The following is a 20,446-nucleotide window of genomic DNA, read 5'->3' as shown; positions in this document are numbered from 1 at the left end:
GCCGGAGTCACAGAGTCACCAGCATGACGGTCATCGCGATCCCCATGGACAGTCGGCTCACCTTCACCAGCTCCGGCCGGTTGCCCCAGCCGACGGCCCTGCTGCTGGCCGCCGCCGCAGGCAGCAGCCGGACGCCGGAGTGCAGCACGTACCCCACGAAGTACAGGAACAGGGCCCACGTCAGGAGGGGGACTCCGGCGCCTCCATGTCCGGTGTGCTGCCCGGGGGAGGCGGCCATCGCCATGGCCATGTAGATCATGGCGGACGCCCCCACCAGGTGATGGGTGCCCGCTCCGGCCACCCACAGCGTGCGCAGGGCAACCGCGCCGGTCACGGCGGCGTAGCCGGGCCAGGTCCACGAGGGCGGTGTGAACACTGTCGCGGGCAGGGCCATCACCGCCATACCGAACCCCATGAGCGCCTCGTCGCCCGCGCCACGGCGCTGTTCCGCCGCGTTGCTCCGCATCCGCAGCAGGCCGTAGACGCCGTTGGCCGCGCAGAGTGCCACCAGGAGCCAGCCGGGCCACGCTGATCCGGGAAGCATGTGGAAGTACATGGTCAATGTCCTGTACGTGGGTGGCGGGCAAGGTACCTGTGGGGTACCGGGCCCGAAACCGGTGGAGTACCGGGTGCGAAACCGGTGGGGTACCGGGTCCGAAGCCTGTGGAGTACCGTGCCCGAAACCGGTGGGGTATCGGGCCCGAAACCTGTGGAGTACCGCGCCCGCCACCCACGCAGGCCCCGGCCCGGCATCCGTCGAACCCCCGCCCGTTCCGCTTCAGCCGGTGAAGCGCTGACTCAGCGTCCCGATCCCCTCGATCGAGCTGACCAGCAGGTCACCCGGTGCGATACGCCGCTGAGGCGTGCGGCTCACGCCGACCCCGGCGGGCGTTCCTGTGAAGAGGACGTCGCCGGGCAGCAGCGGCAGCACTTCCGAGATACCGGCGATGAGTGCGGGCACGGAGTAGACGAGGTTGCCGGTGCGGCCCTTCTGCACCTGCTCGCCATTGAGTGAGCAGCGCAGCTCCAGGTCGTCCGGATCGTCGAACTCATCTGGGGTGACCAGCCACGGACCCATCGGGGCGAAACCCGGATACGACTTGCCCATGCTGAACTGCGGAGCCGGGCCCGCGAGCTGGAGGATGCGCTCGGACAGGTCCTGGCCGACGCACAGCCCCGCGACATGGGACCAGGCGGCGTCGACGGTGATGTCGTGGGCGTGTGCCCCGATGACGGCCACGAGTTCGACCTCCCAGTCGACCAGGCCGTGCTCCGGCAGGCGTACCTCGCTCACCGGCCCGGAGATGCTGGTGACGAACTTGGTGAAGACGGGTGGCAGGCTCTCCGGCAGAGAGAACCCGGCCTCTTCGGCGTGGTCACGGTAGTTCAACCCGATCGCGAAGAGCTGCCGCGGCCTGGGCGCCGGTGCTCCCAGGTCGGTGGGGTCGAAGGCTATGCCGACCGGCAGTTCCGTGTCCGTGGCCCAGTTCTGGAACTCCGCCCACTGTCCGTAGACGGCCTGCGGATCGGCTGCGAACCGGCCTTCACTGAGCTGTTCGACGTCGACGGCCTTGCCCTCGCTGGTGATGAGGGCCAGACGGCCGGAGAGGTTGGCGATACGCATGAGCGATCCCTCCGAAGTGAGGGCTCAGGCAACCGCGGTTCCCGGTGCCGTATCCCGGCTACCGATTCCGCAGGGCAGCTGAACCCTCAGTTGGTGACTTTGATGACGGGAGTGACGTGGTCGTGGGTCCGACGCGGTGGCGCGGGGGCTGTCGGCTTGCGTCAGCCGGCCCGGTGGGCGCCGGTCATGAGGGCGGCGAGGTCGTCGGGACGCAGGAACGAAGGTGGCGGAGGCGGCCCCCAGTCGAAGAGTCCCTTGGCGCCTTCGAACGCCTCCGGTTTCCATAGCTGGTCCTCAAGGACGCAGTCCATGTCGGAGTAGTACTCGGAGAAGTTGCCTGCCGGGTCCTTGAGGTACCAGAAGAAGTTCGAGCCCGCGTGATGGCGGCCCAGTCCCCACACATGACGCTCCGGGTTGCCTTCGAGCATGGCGGACGCGCCCCGGCCGACATCGTCGATGTCGTCCACCTGCCATGACGTGTGGTGAAGGAAGTTGACCGGAGCGCGTAGGACCAGCACGTTGTGGTGGTCGGTCGAACAGCGCAGGAAGGCGCCTTCGCCTTTGATCTCGTCGGAGACTTTGAAGCCCAGGCCCTCGGTGAAGAAGGCCCTGGTCGCACCGTAGTCCGTCGACCCCATCACGACGTGCCCGAGCTTGCGCGGGCGGACTCTGTCCTCGCGCAGGACGCCCGGCGCGCGGGTGCCCTGGCGCTCGATGCGGCCCGGTCCGTTGTAGGGCGTGGGCGGCACATGGGGTTGGGTCAGGCGTGGTGCGACCCGTACGACCGCTCGGAACCCGGCGATCGGTTCGCGGACGCCGACCGACTCCGGATCGGCGTCCACCAGCAGACCGAGCCCGCGCAGGCGACCTGCCACACGGGCGAGATCGTCGGGGTCGTCCGCGCCGATCACGACCTCGACCAGACGCCGGGTGGGCGCGGATATCAGCCGCAGTTGATTTCCGCCGTCACGGGTTGCCAGCCAGCCTTCCCGTCCGGGCTTCAGCCCGAACTGGGTGTAGTAGTCCCTGGTCGCACGCGGGTCGGGGACCCCGATCGTGACCGAGGACAACTGGTGCAGGGCCATGCGCGCCTCCTTTCACGGTTGACCGTGGTGGGGCCCAGGTGGCCGGACCACGTCGAACGGCTCGGACATCACTCGCCGTCGCGCTGATCACTTCCGTATGTCTGGGCTGTTGCAAGTGTATCCAACAATCCGTACTGTATCCAAAAAGTTGGCGCGGCCACTGGAGGTGCGCAGATGTCCGACCGGGTTCCTGAGGCCGTGTCGGTGATGGCTTCGGACGGGCCGACAAGCGAAGGCTCGCCCGTCGGCGAGCGGTGGTTGTCCCCAGAAGACCGCCGACGCGGTGTACGCGATCCCCGACCACCGCGTCGCGCGAATTCCCGTCACCGCCACGGGGGAGTGGGCGAGGGCCGGGATCATGTGGTGTGTCTGAAGGAGGCTCGCGGGAAGCGGGCTGGCGAGGGCCAGGACCCGGGCGCGGTGGTCGGCGCCCTCATACCGCGGGTCCGGGGTCGTCACCCGGAGCCGGGGCGGAGCTCCGCCGACGCCACGAACCTCCCCGTCCGGTGAGCCGCGTGGAGATGCCGGCCCCCCACGCACCGGCGGACGCGACCGAGTACGCGGCGCCCCTGGTGCGGGGCGAACCGGTCGAAGTGGCCGACAGGGTGTATGTCATACCCGACCAGCGTGTGCCGCTCGTTCCGAACATCGGGATCGTGGTCGGTGACCGTGCCGCCCTGGTCATCGACACCGGAGCCGGTCCGGGCAACGGTGCCCATGTACGGGAGGTCGCCCGCGAGCTGGCCGACGGCCTGCCGCTGTACCTCGCCCTCACCCAGCTCGACCCCGGCCACGGCTTCGGAGCGCAGGCGTTCAAGGGCCACGCCACGATCGTCTACAGCGAGGCACAGCGCGACCGGTCCCGACACCACGCACCCGCCTACATCACGACGTTCCGCGGCATGGGCCGTGCCGTGGCCGGTCAACTGGACGGCATGGAACTGGTCGAGCCCGATGTGACCTACCAGGACGAATACGAGATCGACCTGGGAGGAGTGCGGGCGGTACTGCGCCAGTGGGGCCCGGCACACACCGCGGACGACCAGACCGTGCTGATCGACCGGCGAGTGCTGTTCGCCGGAGATCTGCTCCAGGACCGGATGTTCCCGATCCTGCCGTACTTCCCGCCGTTCGACACGCACTTCGACGGCGACCGCTGGATCGAGGCGCTGGACGAACTGATCGCGCTCGACATCGAGACCGTGGTACCCGGCCACGGCGACATCACCGGCACCCAGCACATGCGTGAGGTACGGGAGTACCTCAGCCATGTGCACGAGAAGACCGCGAGCGCCCGTGCCCGCGGAGTGCCGTTCGACACCGCCGTCGAGGGCATCGAGAAGCACGCCCTGGCCCGCTGGCCTGACTGGGAGGTGCCCGGCTGGATCACCTACGCGGCCTTCGCCTACTACCACGACGGCGGAGGCGTGCGACGGACCGGCGCCCAGGAGCGCCAGGACGAGGCGGGGCAGTGAGAGTCATCGGCCTGGAAGAGCATTTCGTGACCGGCGAGGTGATCGACGCCTGGCTCCGGCTCGATCCGCGCTGGAGGGACCTGTCACTGCGGCCGTCCACCCAAGGAGAGCCCGCCCGCCGACTGGCGGACCTGGGCGAGGAGCGGTTCGCCGCGATGGACGAGACCGGCATCGACACACAGGTCCTTTCGCTGACCACCCCGGGCCTACAGAACCTCGCGGCGGCCGACGCCGTGGCGCTCCAGAGCGGGGTCAACGACCAACTCGCGGAGTCGGTACGGGCCCACCCCGACCGGTACCAGGGCTTCGCGGCACTGGCGACACCACGGCCCGACGCCGCCGCCGACGAACTGGTCCGCGCGGTCACCCGACTCGGACTCAACGGAGCGATGCTGTTCGGCCGCACCCGGGAGCGGAGCCTCGACGACCCGTTCTTCTCACCGATCCTCGAAGCGGCACAGGAACTGCGGGCGCCGCTGTACCTGCACCCGCAGTCACCCCCGCCCGAAGTCCGCTCCGCCTACTACCGCACGCACGACGACCGGACGACGGCCGCGCTGTCCACCTTCGGCATCGGCTGGCACTACGACACCGGCATAGCCCTGCTGCGGCTGATCCTCACCGGGGTCTTCGACCGGTACCCGCGGCTCCAGGTCATCGTCGGGCACTGGGGCGAGGTGGTGCTGTTCTACCTGGAGCGGATCGCGAGGATCCCCGCCCTGGCGGCCCTCGACCGCCCACTGCTGGACTACTTCCGCACCAATGTGTACCTCACCCCCAGCGGCATGTTCAGCCGCAGATACCTCAGTTGGGCGGCGGAGGTGGTCGGCGCCGACCGGCTGCTGTTCGCCACCGACTACCCCTTCGAGTTCGCACCCGCCGGCGGCGCCCGCGCCTTCCTGGAACAGGCGGACCTGACCGACGCCCAGCGCGCTGACATCGCGTCGGGCACATGGGACCGGCTGTGCGCCGGTATCCGGCGCGCACCACTCGCCCGCGTCAGCGGGCACGACACGACATCAGGAGTGTGACCCACGATGACCGGACTCGATCTGCGCATCGGCGTCTTCGACTACGACCGTACGCGTGCCCTGCTCGACGGCAGCGTGAAGATCGACGGAGTCAATGCCCACTTCGAGGGCGCCGGCCTCGTCTCGGAGATCTTCGAGCGGATGGTCCGCGACCGCGCCTTCGACGTCGCCGAACTCGGCATGACCTTCTTCCTGCGCACCCTCGGCATGCCGGACTCGCCGTTCATCGCCCTGCCGATCTTCCCCAACCGCAACTTCCGGCACTCGGCGATCTTCGTGAACACCGACAGCGGGATCAAGCACCCGACCGACCTGATCGGAAAGACCGTCGGCGAGTTCGCCACCTATGGACACGACGCCGGGCTGTGGCCCAAGGGCGTCCTCTCCGACGACTACGGAGTCACACCCGACCAGTGCCGCTGGGTCGTCGGCGGCGCCGACTGGCCCATGGAGCCCTTCGACTTCGTACCCTTCGTGTACCCGCCGGACGTCGAGGTGGTGCGAGCGCCCGCGGGCAAGGCGCTCGGGCCCATGCTGGAGGCCGGGGAGATCGACGCGATGATCTCCGCCCTGGTACCGCGCTGTGTGCGCGAGGGCTCCCCGAAGGTCGCCCGGCTCTTCCCCGACTACGAGACCGTCGAGCGCGAGTACTACGACCGGACCCGCATGTACCCGATCATGCACACCGTCGTGATGCGCAAGGAACTCGTCGCCGAGCACCCCGGCCTGGCCCGCGCGGTCTACGAGGGCTTCCTCGAAGCCAAGGACTCCGCCGCGGAGCGCCACCGGCACGCCCTGCTGGAACAGCACATGAACGTGATGATCCCGTGGTTCAGCTCACTCTACGAACGCAACCAGCGCCAGATGCCGCACGACTGGTTCCCGTACGGAGTCGGTGCCAACCGCCACACCATCGACACCTTCCTGCGGTACTTCCACGAGCAGGGCTTCTCGGAGCACCGGCTGACCTGCGAAGACATCTTCGTCCCGGAACTCCTCGACACCTGACCTCCCGCGCCGGGCGCCCGCCCGGCCGTACCAAGGAGCAACCGTCATGCCCCAGCAACCCACACCCGACCAGCACCCGGCGCTCTCCGCACCAGACCAGGACCCGGCGCACTCCGCACCCGGCTCGGCACCGGAACCCGCGCCACCCGCGCGCCCGACCCCACCCGCGGTCAACGTCTCGAAGATCGGCTACGTCGGCTTCCAGACACCGGACCTGGACCGGCTCGTGGAGCACTACACCAAGACCCTGGACTTCGTGCTCGTCGAGCGCGACACCCGGCGGGCCTTCCTCACCACGTCCTTCGACCACCACTGCGTGGTCCTGGAACAGGCGCCGCGGAAACAGTCCCGCAGCTTCGTCGGCTACCAGATCACCGAAGACCTCGACTCGGCGGCCCGCCGACTGCGCGCCTCCGGCTACCAGGTGGAGCAGCGCAGCGACATAGCACCGTCCACACCGAACGTCCTCATCGTCGAAGAGCCCCTCACCGGCGCCCCGATCCACCTCTACGACGCCCAGGCCGGCAGCGGTGTGGACGGCCAGGAGACCCTGAGACCGACCAAACTCGGCCATGTCGCCGCCTTCACCCCGCAACTCGCCCCGCTCCAGGACTTCTACCAGGACCTACTGGGCTTCCGCTGGTCGGACACCATCGGCGACTTCTTCGTGTTCCTGCGTTGCAATTCCGACCACCACGCCGCGAACTTCATGGCCTCCACCAAGTTCTCCGGGATGCACCACGTGGCATACGAGACCCGCGACCTCACCCACCTCCAGACGATGCTGGACCACTTGGCCACCCGGAGCACCCGGCTGGAGTGGGGACCGGGACGGCACGGACCGGGCCACAACATCTTCACCTACCACCGCGACCCCGACGGCAACAACATCGAACTGTTCACCCAGCTCGACACCATCACCAACGAGGCCAACGGCTACTTCGAGCCGCGCCCCTGGCACGAGGACTACCCGCAGTATCCCAAGACATGGGAGGCGGACCTCGCCGCCATCAACAGCTGGGGACCGATCCACGAAGGCCAGATCGACCATTGAACCCCGGCAGCGAGGGAGCGTCATGTACGACGAGCACGACGGTGACGACGGGGACGAGGCCGACGGCGGCCCTGACACCGAGGCGGTCGATGTCGTCATCATCGGCTACGGACCCGTGGGACAGGCGACGGCCGCCCTGCTCGGCAGCAAGGGCCACCGCGTCGCCGTCTTCGAGCGGTGGCCGAGTCTGTACGGCCTGGCACGGGCCGGACATGTCGACCACGAGATCATGCGGATCTTCCAGTCACTGGGCGCGGCCGAGGCCGTCGAGCGCGACGCCCACCTCGCCGACCAGTACGTCTTCCGCAACGGCAGCGGCGAGACCTTGATGGCCTTCGACTACGGCGCGAAGGGCGTCTCCGGCTGGCGGAGCGACTACATCGTCTACCAGCCCCGGGTGGAGGACGCCCTGCACACCGCGGTACGGGCATGTCCGACGGTCACCGTGCATCAGGGCTGGGAGGCGATCGACGTCCGGCAGAACGCCGAGGGCATCGAGGTCGACGTCCGCGAGGTCGAGTACGACGACCACGACGAGCGCACCGGTGCCGGTCGGCCGCGCACTGTCAGGGCCCGCTACCTGGTGGCCGCGGACGGCGCGAACAGCGCGGTGCGCTCCGCGCTGGACATCGCCTGGCACGACCTCGGGTTCCGCTCGACCTGGCTGGTGGTGGACCTGGTGCCGACCGGTCCGATGTCGTTCGACTTCGACAACGGCCAGGTCTGCGACCCGGCCCGGCCACACTGCCTGTTCCAGCTCGGCAAGGACCACCGGCGCTTCGAGTTCGCCGCCCTGCCGGGCGAGGACCCGGCCCGGCTGACGGAGGAGAAGACCGCCTGGGAACTGATGGCGCGCTACGACGTCACCCCGGCGAACGCCCGCATCGAACGGCAGGCCGTCTACACCTTCGGCTCGTGCGTCGCGGAGCGCTGGCACTCCGGCCGGGTCTTCCTGGTCGGCGACGCCGCCCACCTCATGCCGCCGTTCATGGGACAGGGCATGTGCACCGGCATCCGCGACGCCATGAACCTCACCTGGCGCCTGGACGCCGTACTGACCGGCCGCCAGGACGAGGAACTGCTGACGGGCTACGAGACCGAACGCTCCCCGCACGCCGAGACGCTGGTACGCATGTCCATCGCGGCCGGACAGGTCTCGTGCACCTTCGACCCCGACATCGCCGCCGCGCGCGACGAAGCGTTCCGCACCGGCACAGCCCCACCGGTCGACCCTTTCCCCGCGCTCACCACCGGACTGCTCGCCGGCAGGTCCGACCGGCTGTCCGGCCGACTGGCCCCACAGGGACGCATCCGCCTGGGGGAACGCACCGGGCTCTTCGACGACGTCGCCGGACGCGGCTGGGTCCTGCTCAGTACCCGCCCGGTCCCCGGCCCCGCCGACGCCCCGGTGCGCGGCCATCTCGACCGGATCGGCCTGCGCACCGTCGTCATCGACGCCACGGCGGATGTCGACGGCTTCTACGCCGCCTACTTCAAGGCCGAGGACGTCACCGCGATCCTCTACCGGCCCGACTTCTACGTCTTCGGCAGCGCACGCCACGCCGACGACGTGCCCGCCTTGCTCGAACGCCTCGCGGCGATGCTGCCGCAGCGGTCGGGGGACGCCAGTGGCCCGGATGGGGCGATGGTGCCGCGGCGGCTGGGGGACGCCACTGGCCGGGACGGGGCGATGCTGCCGCAGCGACCGGCGGATGCCAGTGGCCGGGATGGGGCGATCGGGCCGCAGCGACCGGCGGAGGCCACCGGCCCGGACGCGCCCGCCCAGGCGTACTCGACTCAGGGAGAGCAGTGATGGAAGCGCATCCGGAGTCCGCCAGGGAGCATGGCGTGATAGTCGTCGGCGGCGGCCCGTCGGGACTGGTCGTCGCGGCCGAACTCGCCCAGGCGGGCGTGGACGTGGTGGTCTACGAGCGCCGGACCGATGTCGTACAGTCCAGGGCGGGCACGATTCTGCCGCGTGTGCTGGAACTCCTCGACGCACGCGGCTGGGCCGAGGAACTCATCGCGCGGGCCCGCGAGATTCGACCCAACCCGCTGTTCCGGACCCACATGTGGGCTGGCATGAAGCCGGTCGAATGGCGCCATCTGGAGTCACGCTACGGCTACCGGCTCATACTGCCGCAGAACATCACCGAAGAGGTGCTGATCAAGCGGGCCGTGGAGTGCGGCGTCATGTTCCGGCGCGGGATGACCGTTGAGACCGTCCGGCAGGACGACACCGGCGTGGAGATCACCGCGGTCGACGCCGACGGCGTCCGCGACATCGCGCGGGCCGCTTACGCCGTGGGCTGCGACGGCGGTCGCAGCGTCGTACGCGAGCAGCAGGGCATCGCCACCACCGGCCACGCGGCGACCTTCACCGGCATCGTCGCGGACATCGTCCTCGACAACCCATGGCCCGAGGGCCGGCGGATCACCGACAACGACCGGGGCTGGCTGGCCTCCTTCCCGTTCGGAGAGGGAGTCACCCGCTTCAATCTCGTCCATGCCGAGCGTATGCACGCCGACCCCTCCGAACCCGTCACTCCCGAGGAAGTCCGTACCTGCCTGCGCGAGATCCTGGAGACGGACCTCGACTTCGCGTCACTGCACTGGGCCTCGCGGTTCACCGACGCCACGCGCATCGCCGACCGATTCGCACAGGGCCGCGTCTTCCTGGTCGGCGAGAGCAGCCGTATCCACTACCCGGCCAGTGGCGTCGGCATGAACTTCTGCATCCAGGACGGCTTCAACCTCGGCTGGAAGCTCGCCGCCGTCGTCAACGGCCACGCAGACCCCTCCCTGCTGGAGACCTATGACGCCGAGCGGCGGCCGGTGGCCCAGGAACTGCTGCGCAGCGTCGCGGCGCAGTGCGCCGTCCAGTTCGCCTTCTCGCCGGAGGCCGTGACGTTCAAGCGCTGGTTCGAGTCGGCCGTCATGCCCCACCCCGCTATCAACCGCTGCCTGGGACTCGAACTCAACGGCCTGGCCCTGACCTACCCGACCCCGCCCGGCGCCGGCCCCCTTGCGGGCAGGCGGATGCCCGACCTGGACATCCAACTCCCCGGCCACCTCACCACCGTAGGGACCCTGCTGCGCGACCAGCGCCTGCTGGTCCTCGACCTGACGGGCGACGACCGACTACGCGGCCTGGAGTACACCACCGCGCCGGTCGACGTGGTCAGCGGTGTGCCGGTACGGCTGCCGGAGGAACTACGCTCGGCCACCACCGTCCTGGTGCGTCCCGACGCGTATGTCGCCAGGACATGGGAGGGCGGCGAGCAGACGGCGGACGTCCGGACAGAGGTGCGGCGGTGGCTGGCACACGCCCGGTGAACACGCTCGGGCGGGCCCGCCGCGCACAGGGACCGGCCTCATGACCACCGGCACGGAGTTGGGCCCCGTACTGCTTGAGCGTGGCCGGGTGCGCGGCGCCGTCGCGATACTGGGCCCGGCGTTCGTCGCGGCCATCGCCTATGTGGACCCGGGGAACTTCTCGACCAACATCGCCGCCGGAGCGGAGTTCGGCTACCAACTGGTGTGGGTCGTCATCCTGGCCAACCTCATGGCGATGCCGGTGCAGTTCCTGTCGGCGAAGGTCGGCATCGTCACCGGCCGTTCGGTGCCGCACCTGTGCCAGGACCGCTACCGCGCCCCGGTGCGCTGGGCCCTGTGGGGACAGGCCGAGGTGGTCGCGATGGCCACGGATCTCGCGGAGTTCGTCGGTGCCGCCCTGGGCCTGAACCTGCTGTTCGGGGTGCCGATGGTGATGGCAGGGCTGATCACCGCCGTCGTGGCGTTCGTGGTGCTGGCCCTTCAGGCGCGGGGCTATCGACCCTTCGAGCGGGCCATCGCCGCGCTGTTGCTGCTGGTGACGGCCGGTTTCGGCTACCAGGTGATCGGCGCCGCACCGAGCGCGGCGGACGCCGCCCACGGGCTGTGGCCCTCGGTGCCGCAGGGCGACGGGCTGTTCCTGATGGTTGGCATCGTCGGCGCCACCGTCATGCCCCATGTCGTCTACCTGCACTCCGCCATGACGAGTGGCCGGGTACACCCCCGCGACGACGCCGACCGGCGAAGGCTGATCCGCTTCGCACACTGGGACGTCATCATCGCGCTCGGTCTGGCGGGCCTCATCAACCTAGCGATGCTGCTGACCGCGGCGAAACTCTTCCACGGGTCCGGCATCGGCACGGTCACCACCCTCGAAGCGGCGCACACCGGATTCGCCCAGCTCATCGGCGGCGGCGCGGCGACGGTCTTCGCCGTCACCCTGCTCGCCTCCGGCATCTCGTCCTCGGCGGTCGGCACCTTCTCCGGGCAGGTGGTGATGGCCGGCTTTGTCGGCCGCACCTTCCCGCTCCTGCTGCGGCGTCTGGTCACCATGCTGCCATCGCTGGTGGTCCTCGCGGCCGGCATCGACAGCACGACGGTCCTGAACGCCAGCCAGGTCCTCCTGAGCTTCGGAATTCCCTTCGCCCTCATCCCGCTGATCGCCGTGGCCCGGGACCGGAAGGTCATGGGACCGTTCGCCACCAGTCGCCCGGTCACCGCGGTCGTCTCGGCCATCGCGGCGTTGATCACGGTGATGAACCTCGTCCTGATCATCCGCACCTTCACGGGCTGAGCCCCGGCGGGGGCTCAGTGAGTCTGTGCCTGGTTCGTCCAGGGGCGGCGGCCAGGAGAACGGGGGACGGCGTCAGGAGAGCGGACTCAGCGCGTCCTCGGCCCCGGGAGCCAGTGAACGGACGCACGTCCTCAACCGCTCAAGATCGCGATCCGGGTCCAGCGCGCCGAAGACCAGGGCGGCCGAGCGCGCGTAATGCAGGACCAGCTCCCGCACCGCCCGCTCCGCGTCGCCGCTCTTTGCCGCGTCGAGGACCGCCCGGTGCTCCACCCGGCGCTTGGCACCGGTCCCCGGCTCCGCGAAGCGGAGCCGGTAGCGCTCCGAATGCTCGGCCAGCCGGGAGATCTCGCCGGCCACCCGCTCTCCGGCGCCGGCCACCAGCCCTTGGTGCAGCGCACGGTGCGGCGCACGGGCTCCGACCGGGTCCGCGGCCTGCTCGTAGTGGTCCATCCTGGCCATGCTCGCCTCCAGCTCGGCGAGGTCGTCGGAGGTCAGCCGCGGCACGGTCAGCCGGATGGCCGTGGCCTCCAACGAGACGCGCATGATGTAGAGCTGCTCGAAGTCCTCCGCCGACAGCTCGGCGACACTCACCCGGCGGTTCGGCTCGGCGACCACGAGCCCCTCACGCTGAAGCAGCCGCAGCGCCTCACGCAACGGGGTGCGTCCCACGCCGAAGCGGTCACCGAGGGCGGCCTGCGAGAGGCTCAGACCGGCTTCCAGCTCGCCGTACAGGATCGCGGTGCGCAACAGGTCGTGGGCCGCGGCCACGCTCTGCCCGTCCCGCTTGCGCGCGGCGCCGCCACTCACCATGTCCTGGCCGACCGGAACGGACTCTTGGCCGTCCGCCGGTACGTGCTCATCGGCGGACGCGCGGGTGGTTCCCCGGCCGTCGGCCGTGAGACGTGAGGGGCTCATCTGCTCTTCCCACCTGGATATATCGGCACTCATGAGGCGACGCGCAGTGCGGACGCTTGCGGGGGCGGCTGGGCGGGCGTCGCCCTGTTGAGCGAGCCTGCATAGCCGTCCGCGACGGCGGATGCACTGCACATGTATCTAGAAGATACGAGTATATCCAATTTTGATTTCTGGGTGCTATCGAGCGAATGGCGGGCGGAGCGCGACTGTGTCTGCGGGGGCTTATGGTGTCGCTCGCGGCATTGGGGGGATGCCTGCTGCATTGGGGGAGGCGGCGGCCCGGTGCCCGCGCGACTGAGACGTTGCCGAGCCTCCAAGTCTGGGGACCATCGAGGCTACGTCCCTTTGGTCAGCACCGTGTCCAGATGAGGATGGCGGCGGGGTGGAGAACGGCGTGGGGGGCGAGTCCGGACGAGCGCGTGGCCAGGCCGCGCCCTGCTGCTTGAGGGGCCCACGCCGTACCGTCGCGAAGCAGCCACCAGGCGCGCCTGCTTCGGGTCCGCCCGGGGCTAGGGTCACGCCGGTTCGATGTCCAGGCCGTCGCCGCCGCCGCCTCGCCCTCACTCACCAAGTGCCCCTGCCTGGACCGGCACCGCAGAAGAAGCAGCCGATGTTCCCCCCGGTGACGCGGAGCACGATGTGCCCTGAAGCCGAACCCTCCTGTACGGAAAGTACCGCTCGAAGACATCGGGCGCGCAGATACTGTTGACGACCACCTGCGGCCTACGCCCACCCGTGGCGAGCGCGACGGGATCCGCGCGCTCATCGAGGTGCTGCTGCTCGGACGTCACATGACACACGGACACGTCGTCGCCGGCCTGACTGCAGCCCTGAGGGCCGGGGCCATGACGGCGGATGCGGTCGTGCTGGAGGCCCGCAAGGCCGCTCAGGCCGAGACGGAGCCCGCCCCGAATGCCTGGAGCCTCGGCCAGCCGTCGGCGACGGTGACGTCCCTGCACGAGTGGCGCCTGGCGCATCTTCCGCCGGACACCAGGCCGCTGCCCTCGGTGTCTCACTACGACCAGTTGCTCCGACGCCGCTTCACCAGCGGCAGCAGCCAACGTGGGGGAGAGGCGCAGTGACCATGCCCCGACGGCGAGGCTCGACCGAGCAGGCCGCCGACGCCGCCGCCTTCTGCGGCTGCCGTCGATCCGCATCGCCGATCGGGCGCTCAAGGACCAGATGATCTACCGCGGCTTCCTCGCCGAACCGCGGATGGCCGAGTGCGACGACCGCGCCCGCCGCAGGTCGGAGAGGCAGATCACGGCAGCCGGCTTCCCTCGGGAGAAATCCCCGCAGATAACTGGGGTAACGGTGAAGGCGTCTTGCAAAGTCGCTGTTCACCGCGGTGCGGACGCGTCGGGAAGGCGGCTGAGGCTCATCCTCTGCCCAGGGTGCCTGCTCTTGGAGGCAAGCCCGCTGTCCTGTTGGAGTGGTGCTTCCGTAGGATCACGTCATGACTGACGATGCCCTGCTCACCCGAGAGTCGTTCCGGCGCCTCCATCCGATCAACACGCCCCGGCCGGTTACTCAGTTGCCAGATCGAGTCTGGACTGACGAGGACTGGGACCGGATCCGGCGCGGATATCGAGCCCGGGACATGGATGAGAAGTGGAACGTCTTTGGTGAAGGCGATGTCCTTTTCATGCACCGGAGTTGGACCGGTCGCGGCGTCTATGAGGTGTCCTTTGCCCCAGTGACTGGAGGTGGGAGGAAGATCACCTCCGCTGTGGTGGAGGCCGATCGCGAGCGCTATCGGAGTGTGGGGGACGAGTACGACTGTCTGATGCTGGAGCTGATCATCAGCGCGATCGTCCTCGGTGAGCCCGCCACCGAACTCCGAGCCGGGCTCGTGGAGTTGACTGCTCGGGCTTCGGGAGAGAGCGATCTTTCCGCAGGCGTGGTGGAGCACAGTGCTCTGGGATTGCGCTCTGGATCGTAAGCTCTGCAGCCCGGCGAGTGCTGTCACGAGGTCGGGCCATGTGACGAGATCACCCGTTGCGAGCGCAGGATCTCGCCGTGTGCGGCGGCCAGTCGTTGTTCGAGTTCTTGGACACGCTCGCGGTGGGTGGTGCGCTCACGGCGGAGGGCGTCGGTAAGGGCATGGACCACGTTCACCGACCCTCGCCGCTACGCGGCCATCGTCGACCGCCTCACCTTCAACGGCACCATCATCAACACCGGCACCGACTCCTACCGCCTTGCCAGCACCCGAGCTGGTCGTCGTGAAGGTGGCAGCCCTGGCACATCGCGGTTCTCCGGCGTGTGGTCGAGGTTCGCGACCGTCAGGACTGACCTTGGAGCCGGTGCCGTACGCGGACTGTCCGTTGATGTTGGGGCAGCGGCTGGTGTGAGTGCCACGTCCGCATTCGCCGGGGCATTCGCAGCGTCCGGAGGCCCGGACCGTGCGGATACGGAGGCTGATCGCTTCCAGTCGGCGGGGTAGCGGTCGCGGTTCTCGGGTCGGATCGACACGTGGTCACCGCTCCGTGGCGTCGAGCGGTTGGGGACGGCGCTGGCGCGTGGTTCGCGCAGGTCGGGGACGTGGTTGTCGAGGGTGCCCGGGGAGACGTTCAGGTGCTTGGCGATCGAGGTGATGGAGGGGCCCGGTCGGACAGGAGGTCGCGGCTGCCTTGATGGCCTCCGCGGTGGCGACGGTGGGGTGGCCGCCGACCCGGCCGCGGGCGCGGGCGGCGACCGGGCCCGCGCGGGTGCCCTGGACAAAGAGTTCGCGGATGGCACAGCCGGATGGTCGTGTCCTGGCCCACCCGGACCAGGACACGAACCGTTGATCAGCCCGTCCTCGGCGGTGTCGTCATACGACCCGCGGCGAAGCCCCGCTCCCCGTCGCTAGACGCGGCGCGAGGGCTGCTGCGCCCGCCGTCGGCGCGCGCAGCAGGTGGTGCGGGGTGCCTCTACGCGTGCGTGGGGCGACGGCCCGGCCTGCGGCCTAGCCGTCGTAGACGCCCCAGTCGCGTACCGATCCGTGGCCGGCGCAGTTGCCGCCGAACTGCCAGTAGCCGGGGCCTACCAGCGGGCCCCAGATCTCGGTGAAGTCCGAACACTGGGTCCACGCACCGGAGCGGCCGTAGTCGACGTTGCAGTTCGCCGCCCACCGCGTGCCGTAGTTGACGAAGTCGTTGCAGTAGTTCACGTGCTTGGTCGAGGGCCCCTCGCCGCCGTCGCCCTTGACGATGCTTACCGGCCCGGCGCGTAACTGCATCGGCTCCGCTGCCGCCACCGACGAGGTGGGCTCGGTGGCGCCCTCCGGCGCGGCCACGGCGGAGGTGGTTCCCGCCGCAAACAGCAGCGAACTGGCTGCCACTACCAAGTAGCGTTTCACTTTCCCTCCAAATGGAATGCACACGTCCTATAGGTGATGGACGAGTTACCTGCTGGAATTAATGCAGCCATGACGCTAGGGGCAGAAGAAGGTGGAAGGAATAGTTCCTGCGCACTACCCAGAGAATGTCTGGAAAGGGTCCAAGAAGGGATAGAGTCGGCTAGCTGACTGGTTTCAGTCCATCCCTTTGCGTCGAGGTGGCGGACTGGGCCTGACCGCTGTCTCGGCCCTGTTTTCGTATAGCTACAGCCAGGTGGTGTGTAGCACTGCGTGATGCTCAGGTCTGGGGTGTGTGCGAGGGTCGACCGTGCAGCGGTTGGCGGTGGCGGCTGTTCCGGTTCGAAGTCTGCTTAGCGGGCTTTCGGTGCCTGATGGTTGTCAGAGTGGAGCCGCAGCAATTGACGGATCTACTGCGGCAGCGTCTGACGGTCCGCCAGTGGCCGGAAGTCCGATAAACCGGAGAGGACCTTCTCGTTCGCCTTCACCTCGGCAACCAGCCAGGTCGCGCAGCGTCCTCTCGCCCACGACCGGGTAGCTGAGTGTCTGCCGTTGCCGCAAGGTCCCCCTCATCTGTGTCCAGACTTGGCGTGAGGTCGTCGAACTCCCTCCGTCGGTTGTCGGGGGGACGGGCACCTCCCCGGCAGGGCTCAAGCACGCGGACGTCGTTTCCGTCCTGGAACGGGATCGCTGTTCCTGGGAGCCGTATGCTCCGCTGACCTTCGGCAACCAGGGCTCGCTCAGGGCGATCACGTCAGGAGCGAAGGAGCGAACTTCACCTTTGAGATCCCCGAGGGCGAGGAATCCGTGCTGAACGTCATGGGCCTGCCCGGCGATGGACACGACTGCTCCGCACGGACCGCAGGCCAAGATCAGTGACGCGAAGCACCGTCAGAACTCATGAAGACCTATCGCCCCAGAGATCGCTATCCGCCGCTCAAACTGATCGACAAACGCTGTCGCCAAAGGCCAACGAAGCCAGACCTGTCTCGCGCGTGCAGGTGATGCGTCCTACTTGAGAGCGTGATGCACCCACGTCCGCCCCTCCGCGAGGCCGGCGAGTTCGCGTCCGGCCGACTGGAGGATGATCCGGGACGACGAGATGTGCTGGGTACCTCCGTGCATGTCGCGGAAGAGCCGCTGAACGGTGCCGTTCCGCAAGGCGGCGGTGCCGCTCGCCGCGTAGACGAACTGGGCGACCTCGTGGCTGCGCCAGGTCGCGTTGTTGAGAGCCGCCCGGATCAAGGTATGGGCCCGGAGGGGAAGCGGCCCACCTCCGGCCAGCAACTCCTCGACCTCCTCCCATACCTCGTAGAGGAAAGCCTTGGCTGCCCGCAGTCTCACTTCCGCGTCGGCGTAGTCCTCCATGAACGCGTCACCAGCGGCGTGCCCGCCCTTGATGCGGACGTCGGCCGCCAGTTCGTCGAGCAGCCGTCGGCCGACCCCGATCGCCCAGGCGCCGTGGTTGATGCTCGCGAAGTTCCCGATGCCGATCCTGTACAGATCGCCACCGGTGACCGGCTCGGTGCTGAGCGTCGCGAAACTGTAGTTCGTCGGGACAAAGGCGTCCTGGAGGGTGTAGTCGATGCTTCCCGTGCCGCGTAGTCCCAGGACATCCCAGTTGTCCACCACGTTCACCCGCTCCAGAGGAAGGATGAAGCAGCGCGGCTCGCCGGTGCCGCTGACGTTGGCGGCAGTGAGTACATGGTTGGCATGCCGGATGCCCGAGGCGAAACTCCACGCTCCGCTGACCAGGTAGCCACCGTCCACCGGTACGGCGGTACCGGCCCGGGTGCCCTGTCCCGCAATGCCCAGGCGCGGTGTGGCATACAACTCCTCGGCCGTGTCCCGGTCGAGGAACGCACCTGCCAGTCCCGTGGCGAAACCCAGGGCGAAGGTGACCCAGCCCGTGGAAGGGTCCGCGTAGGACAGTGTCCGGAGCAGGTCCATCGCTTGTCGGGGAGTCATCTCCGCGCCGCCCAGGGCACGGGGTGAGAAGACGCCGATCGCACCGATCGCGTACAGCTGGTCCATGACCGGTGCGGCGATCCGGCCCTCCCGGTCATTGCTCGCACCATGGTCACTGATGAGGTCATGGAGGTGTCCGGCTGCCCTGAGGACGTCCTCCGGCTCGGGCGCCGGGGTCTGTAGAGCGTTGCTGCGCTGACGTGCATCGGCCATGTCGGGCTCAGCCCCTTGGGTAGTCGGCAGGTAGGTGTTCGTCATCGTTCGGCTCGTACGGTGAGGACATCCCCGTACGAAGGAAGGCGCAGGTGATCCCCTCGTGAGCTGGGATGCGGGGCAGGCGTGACGGCGGAAACCAAGTCGCCACCGTGCCCCGGCTATGACAAGTCACGCCCCTCGGTGAGCACGGTGTGGGTTCCGAACGACCGCAGGTGATACGTGAGCGGCGCCCCGGCGCCAGCCTCGGCCGCCCGGACGAAGCCCTGCACCACGGTGTGGTCACCGCCACTCACCAGCTCCGCGACGTCGCAGACCAGGAAACCGCAGGTGCCCGCAATCCGTGGCACACCGTCCTCGATGTCCCATCGCACACCGGTGAATCGCCCGGCGTCGCCCTTGCGGGCAAAGGTGAGCGCCAGTTGGGCCTGGTCGCTGGCCAGGATGTTCAGCCCGAAGCGGCCGGTCTGCCGGATGAGACCGAGCAGTTCCGATGTGTGCGCGAGCGAGACAAGCACCATCGGCGGACTCATCGACAAGGACGCGAACGCATTGACGGTGGTGCCGTGCGGGGCTTCCCCTGACAGTGCCGTCACCACGGAGACGGGCGTACACACGCCGGCCATCGTGTCGCGGAAGACGGTCTCCAGGTCGTCCGGCTGGCTCACGGCGTTGACCATCGTTGATCATCTCCAGTCATCAAGCCGTCCGGCCGTTGCAGGGCACATGGTTGAGGATCACCTGCGTGGCGACCCACTCCGGAGGACGGCACGGCGTTCGTATGGGCCGCGCAGGACGCCGTCGACCACCTCACGCCGGCGCCGGTCACATCGGACCGGCGGCGGCATAGGGTGTGTCGGTGTCCGCGATCATTCGGGACAGAGGATCGACCTGCGCAGACGCGATCATGCCTGCAAGTCTTGCGGGGGAGGGCGGCGCCGCAGAACAGCGATTTCATTCATTGAAATGTTCAGCGGAGGGATGGACGCATGGCAGAGGCCCCCGGGGCACGGCCACGAGGCAAGAAGCCGGTCAAGGGCGAACCCGTCGTCGACCGCGCACTACGTCTGCTGTCGGCGTTCGAGCAACACAACGAGGCGCTCTCACTGGACCAGTTGAGCACCCGTGCGCGACTGCCGAAAGCCACAGCCCTCCGGCTCGCCGCGCGACTCACCGCATGGGGTGCTCTGGAGCGTACCGACGATGGTGCCTTCGTCATCGGTCTCCGCCTGCTGGAGGTCGCCACCCTCAGCCCGCGTGGCCATGGCCTACGCGCTGCCGCACTCCCGTTCATGGAGGACCTGCACCACGCTACGCGCCAGCATGTGCTCCTGGCCGTCCGCGACGGACGGCACACCGTCCTGGTCGAGCGCCTCTCCGCACACAGGGCGGGACCGGTGATCTTTCGTGTCGGCGGGCGGGCCCCCGTGCACGCCACCGGCGCCGGGCTGGTCCTGCTGGCCCACGCTCCACATGACCTTCAGGAAGAGGTACTGGCCGCCAACTTGACGGTGCCTCAGCAACGGCGCAGTTCCACCCCCGACGAACTACGGCGGACTCTCGCCCAGGTGAGGCGGGAAGGCGTCGCGACGTTCTCCTACCAATACCCGGAGCCCATGTCATCAGTCGCGGCACCGATCTACGGCGCCCGGCAGTCGGTGGTGGCTGCGCTCTCGGTCGTCGCACCGACCGCATCGTTCGAGCCACCCAGCCTGGCACCCGCGGTGATCACCGTCGCAGGTGCCGTCTCCCGCGCCGTGCAGCACAGCACCGGCAGCCCGTGACCCACGGCCCACGCCGACGCACACGGCCGCCAGGTCGGAGCCGTCGGTTTCTGAGCGGCGCATGGACGTTCCCGGCAGGAGCACGTCCCGTGGAGCGGTGAAGCATCCGACATCAGGGGCCTGCCCGACCTGGAAGGCGATCACTCGCGACAGTGCGGAAGCCGTTCCGAAGTGCTGACCCCATGGCAGCCGGAGATTCCCGCATGTGATCCCGCCATCGCCCCAAAGGCACCGTACTCGCCCTCATCACCCATACGCACGGGCGTCGAGCAGGTCACAGGAGTCCGGCAGGACCGAAGCACGGGGAACGGCGCTGAGCGCG

General features: G+C 68.8%; 17 protein-coding genes and 2 pseudogenes. 12 read left to right on the top strand and 7 right to left on the bottom strand.

The window, feature by feature from the left end; translation table 11 throughout:
* Window positions 1-7: 7 nt before the first annotated feature.
* From AB0D49_RS25730 to AB0D49_RS25720, 3 genes are all read right to left on the bottom strand, one after another.
* Window positions 8-556 (bottom strand): DUF5134 domain-containing protein, encoded by a 549-nt coding sequence (locus AB0D49_RS25730; protein ID WP_362761476.1) that lies wholly within the window; start codon window positions 554-556, stop codon window positions 8-10.
* Between the two features lie 222 nt (window positions 557-778).
* Window positions 779-1,624 (bottom strand): fumarylacetoacetate hydrolase family protein, encoded by an 846-nt coding sequence (locus AB0D49_RS25725; RefSeq protein ID WP_362761474.1) that lies wholly within the window; start codon window positions 1,622-1,624, stop codon window positions 779-781.
* Window positions 1,625-1,785: 161 nt separating this feature from the next.
* Window positions 1,786-2,709 carry a VOC family protein gene (locus AB0D49_RS25720; protein WP_362761472.1) on the bottom strand — a complete coding sequence of 308 codons (924 nt, stop codon included), beginning with the start codon at window positions 2,707-2,709 and terminating at the stop codon, window positions 1,786-1,788.
* A gap of 521 nt (window positions 2,710-3,230) precedes the next feature.
* Here AB0D49_RS25720 and AB0D49_RS25715 point away from each other — a divergent pair.
* Genes AB0D49_RS25715 through AB0D49_RS25685 form a run of 7 tightly spaced genes read left to right on the top strand, consistent with a single transcriptional unit; the run spans window position 3,231 to window position 11,904 of the window.
* Window positions 3,231-4,184 carry an MBL fold metallo-hydrolase gene (locus AB0D49_RS25715; RefSeq protein WP_362761470.1) on the top strand — a complete coding sequence of 318 codons (954 nt, stop codon included), beginning with the start codon at window positions 3,231-3,233 and terminating at the stop codon, window positions 4,182-4,184.
* The gene (locus AB0D49_RS25710; protein WP_362761468.1) at window positions 4,181-5,215 is read left to right on the top strand and encodes an amidohydrolase family protein; all 1,035 of its coding nucleotides are present in this window, start codon (window positions 4,181-4,183) and stop codon (window positions 5,213-5,215) included. Before AB0D49_RS25715 ends, AB0D49_RS25710 begins: the two co-directional genes overlap by 4 nt.
* 6 nt (window positions 5,216-5,221) lie before the next feature.
* Complete coding sequence (locus tag AB0D49_RS25705) at window positions 5,222-6,223, top strand: 4,5-dihydroxyphthalate decarboxylase (RefSeq protein WP_362761466.1); 1,002 nt, start codon at window positions 5,222-5,224, stop codon at window positions 6,221-6,223.
* A 46-nt stretch (window positions 6,224-6,269) separates the two neighbouring features.
* Window positions 6,270-7,277, top strand: coding sequence for a VOC family protein (locus AB0D49_RS25700; protein WP_362761464.1), 1,008 nt, complete (start codon window positions 6,270-6,272; stop codon window positions 7,275-7,277).
* Window positions 7,278-7,299: 22 nt separating this feature from the next.
* Window positions 7,300-9,090: a bifunctional 3-(3-hydroxy-phenyl)propionate/3-hydroxycinnamic acid hydroxylase gene (locus tag AB0D49_RS25695; protein ID WP_362761462.1), complete on the top strand. Its 1,791-nt coding sequence runs from the start codon at window positions 7,300-7,302 to the stop codon at window positions 9,088-9,090.
* Window positions 9,090-10,613: an FAD-dependent monooxygenase gene (locus AB0D49_RS25690; RefSeq protein WP_362761460.1), complete on the top strand. Its 1,524-nt coding sequence runs from the start codon at window positions 9,090-9,092 to the stop codon at window positions 10,611-10,613. The genes AB0D49_RS25695 and AB0D49_RS25690 overlap by 1 nt, the downstream gene beginning before the upstream one ends.
* 40 nt (window positions 10,614-10,653) lie before the next feature.
* Window positions 10,654-11,904 carry an Nramp family divalent metal transporter gene (locus AB0D49_RS25685; RefSeq protein ID WP_362761458.1) on the top strand — a complete coding sequence of 417 codons (1,251 nt, stop codon included), beginning with the start codon at window positions 10,654-10,656 and terminating at the stop codon, window positions 11,902-11,904.
* A gap of 72 nt (window positions 11,905-11,976) precedes the next feature.
* On the opposite strand, the gene AB0D49_RS25680 is transcribed toward AB0D49_RS25685, so the two are convergent.
* Window positions 11,977-12,819, bottom strand: coding sequence for a GntR family transcriptional regulator (locus AB0D49_RS25680; RefSeq protein ID WP_362761456.1), 843 nt, complete (start codon window positions 12,817-12,819; stop codon window positions 11,977-11,979).
* A gap of 845 nt (window positions 12,820-13,664) precedes the next feature.
* Between AB0D49_RS25680 and AB0D49_RS25675 the strand changes: the two genes are divergently transcribed.
* The 4 genes and pseudogenes from AB0D49_RS25675 to AB0D49_RS25660 all read left to right on the top strand — a co-directional run.
* Window positions 13,665-13,901 carry a hypothetical protein gene (locus AB0D49_RS25675; RefSeq protein WP_362761455.1) on the top strand — a complete coding sequence of 79 codons (237 nt, stop codon included), beginning with the start codon at window positions 13,665-13,667 and terminating at the stop codon, window positions 13,899-13,901.
* Window positions 13,898-14,112: pseudogene (locus AB0D49_RS25670) on the top strand (AAA family ATPase); the annotation flags it as partial. The gene AB0D49_RS25675 and the pseudogene AB0D49_RS25670, both read left to right, overlap by 4 nt.
* Window positions 14,113-14,275: 163 nt before the next feature.
* A complete protein-coding gene (locus AB0D49_RS25665) occupies window positions 14,276-14,761 on the top strand; it encodes a hypothetical protein (RefSeq protein WP_362761453.1) in 486 nt (161 codons plus the stop codon).
* Window positions 14,762-14,929: 168 nt separating this feature from the next.
* A pseudogene (locus AB0D49_RS25660) lies at window positions 14,930-15,031 on the top strand (AAA family ATPase); the annotation flags it as partial.
* 738 nt (window positions 15,032-15,769) lie between these two features.
* Here AB0D49_RS25660 and AB0D49_RS25655 read toward each other — a convergent pair.
* The 3 genes from AB0D49_RS25655 to AB0D49_RS25645 form a co-directional block, all read right to left on the bottom strand.
* Window positions 15,770-16,162 (bottom strand): hypothetical protein, encoded by a 393-nt coding sequence (locus AB0D49_RS25655; protein ID WP_362761451.1) that lies wholly within the window; start codon window positions 16,160-16,162, stop codon window positions 15,770-15,772.
* A gap of 1,008 nt (window positions 16,163-17,170) precedes the next feature.
* The gene (locus tag AB0D49_RS25650) at window positions 17,171-18,340 is read right to left on the bottom strand and encodes an acyl-CoA dehydrogenase (protein WP_362761450.1); all 1,170 of its coding nucleotides are present in this window, start codon (window positions 18,338-18,340) and stop codon (window positions 17,171-17,173) included.
* Window positions 18,341-18,501: 161 nt separating this feature from the next.
* Window positions 18,502-19,008, bottom strand: a complete 507-nt coding sequence (locus tag AB0D49_RS25645; RefSeq protein WP_362761448.1) for a flavin reductase family protein — start codon at window positions 19,006-19,008, stop codon at window positions 18,502-18,504.
* A 321-nt stretch (window positions 19,009-19,329) separates the two neighbouring features.
* Here AB0D49_RS25645 and AB0D49_RS25640 point away from each other — a divergent pair, with 321 nt between their 5' ends.
* Window positions 19,330-20,124, top strand: a complete 795-nt coding sequence (locus AB0D49_RS25640) for an IclR family transcriptional regulator (RefSeq protein ID WP_362761446.1) — start codon at window positions 19,330-19,332, stop codon at window positions 20,122-20,124.
* The last annotated feature ends 322 nt before the right edge of the window (window positions 20,125-20,446 follow it).

The sequence above is a fragment of the Streptomyces sp. NPDC048290 genome (assembly GCF_040652095.1).
Lineage (GTDB): Bacteria > Actinomycetota > Actinomycetes > Streptomycetales > Streptomycetaceae > Streptomyces.
The sequence above is the reverse complement of the archived record's forward strand: the minus strand, read 5'-3'. Positions and strand labels throughout refer to the sequence as shown.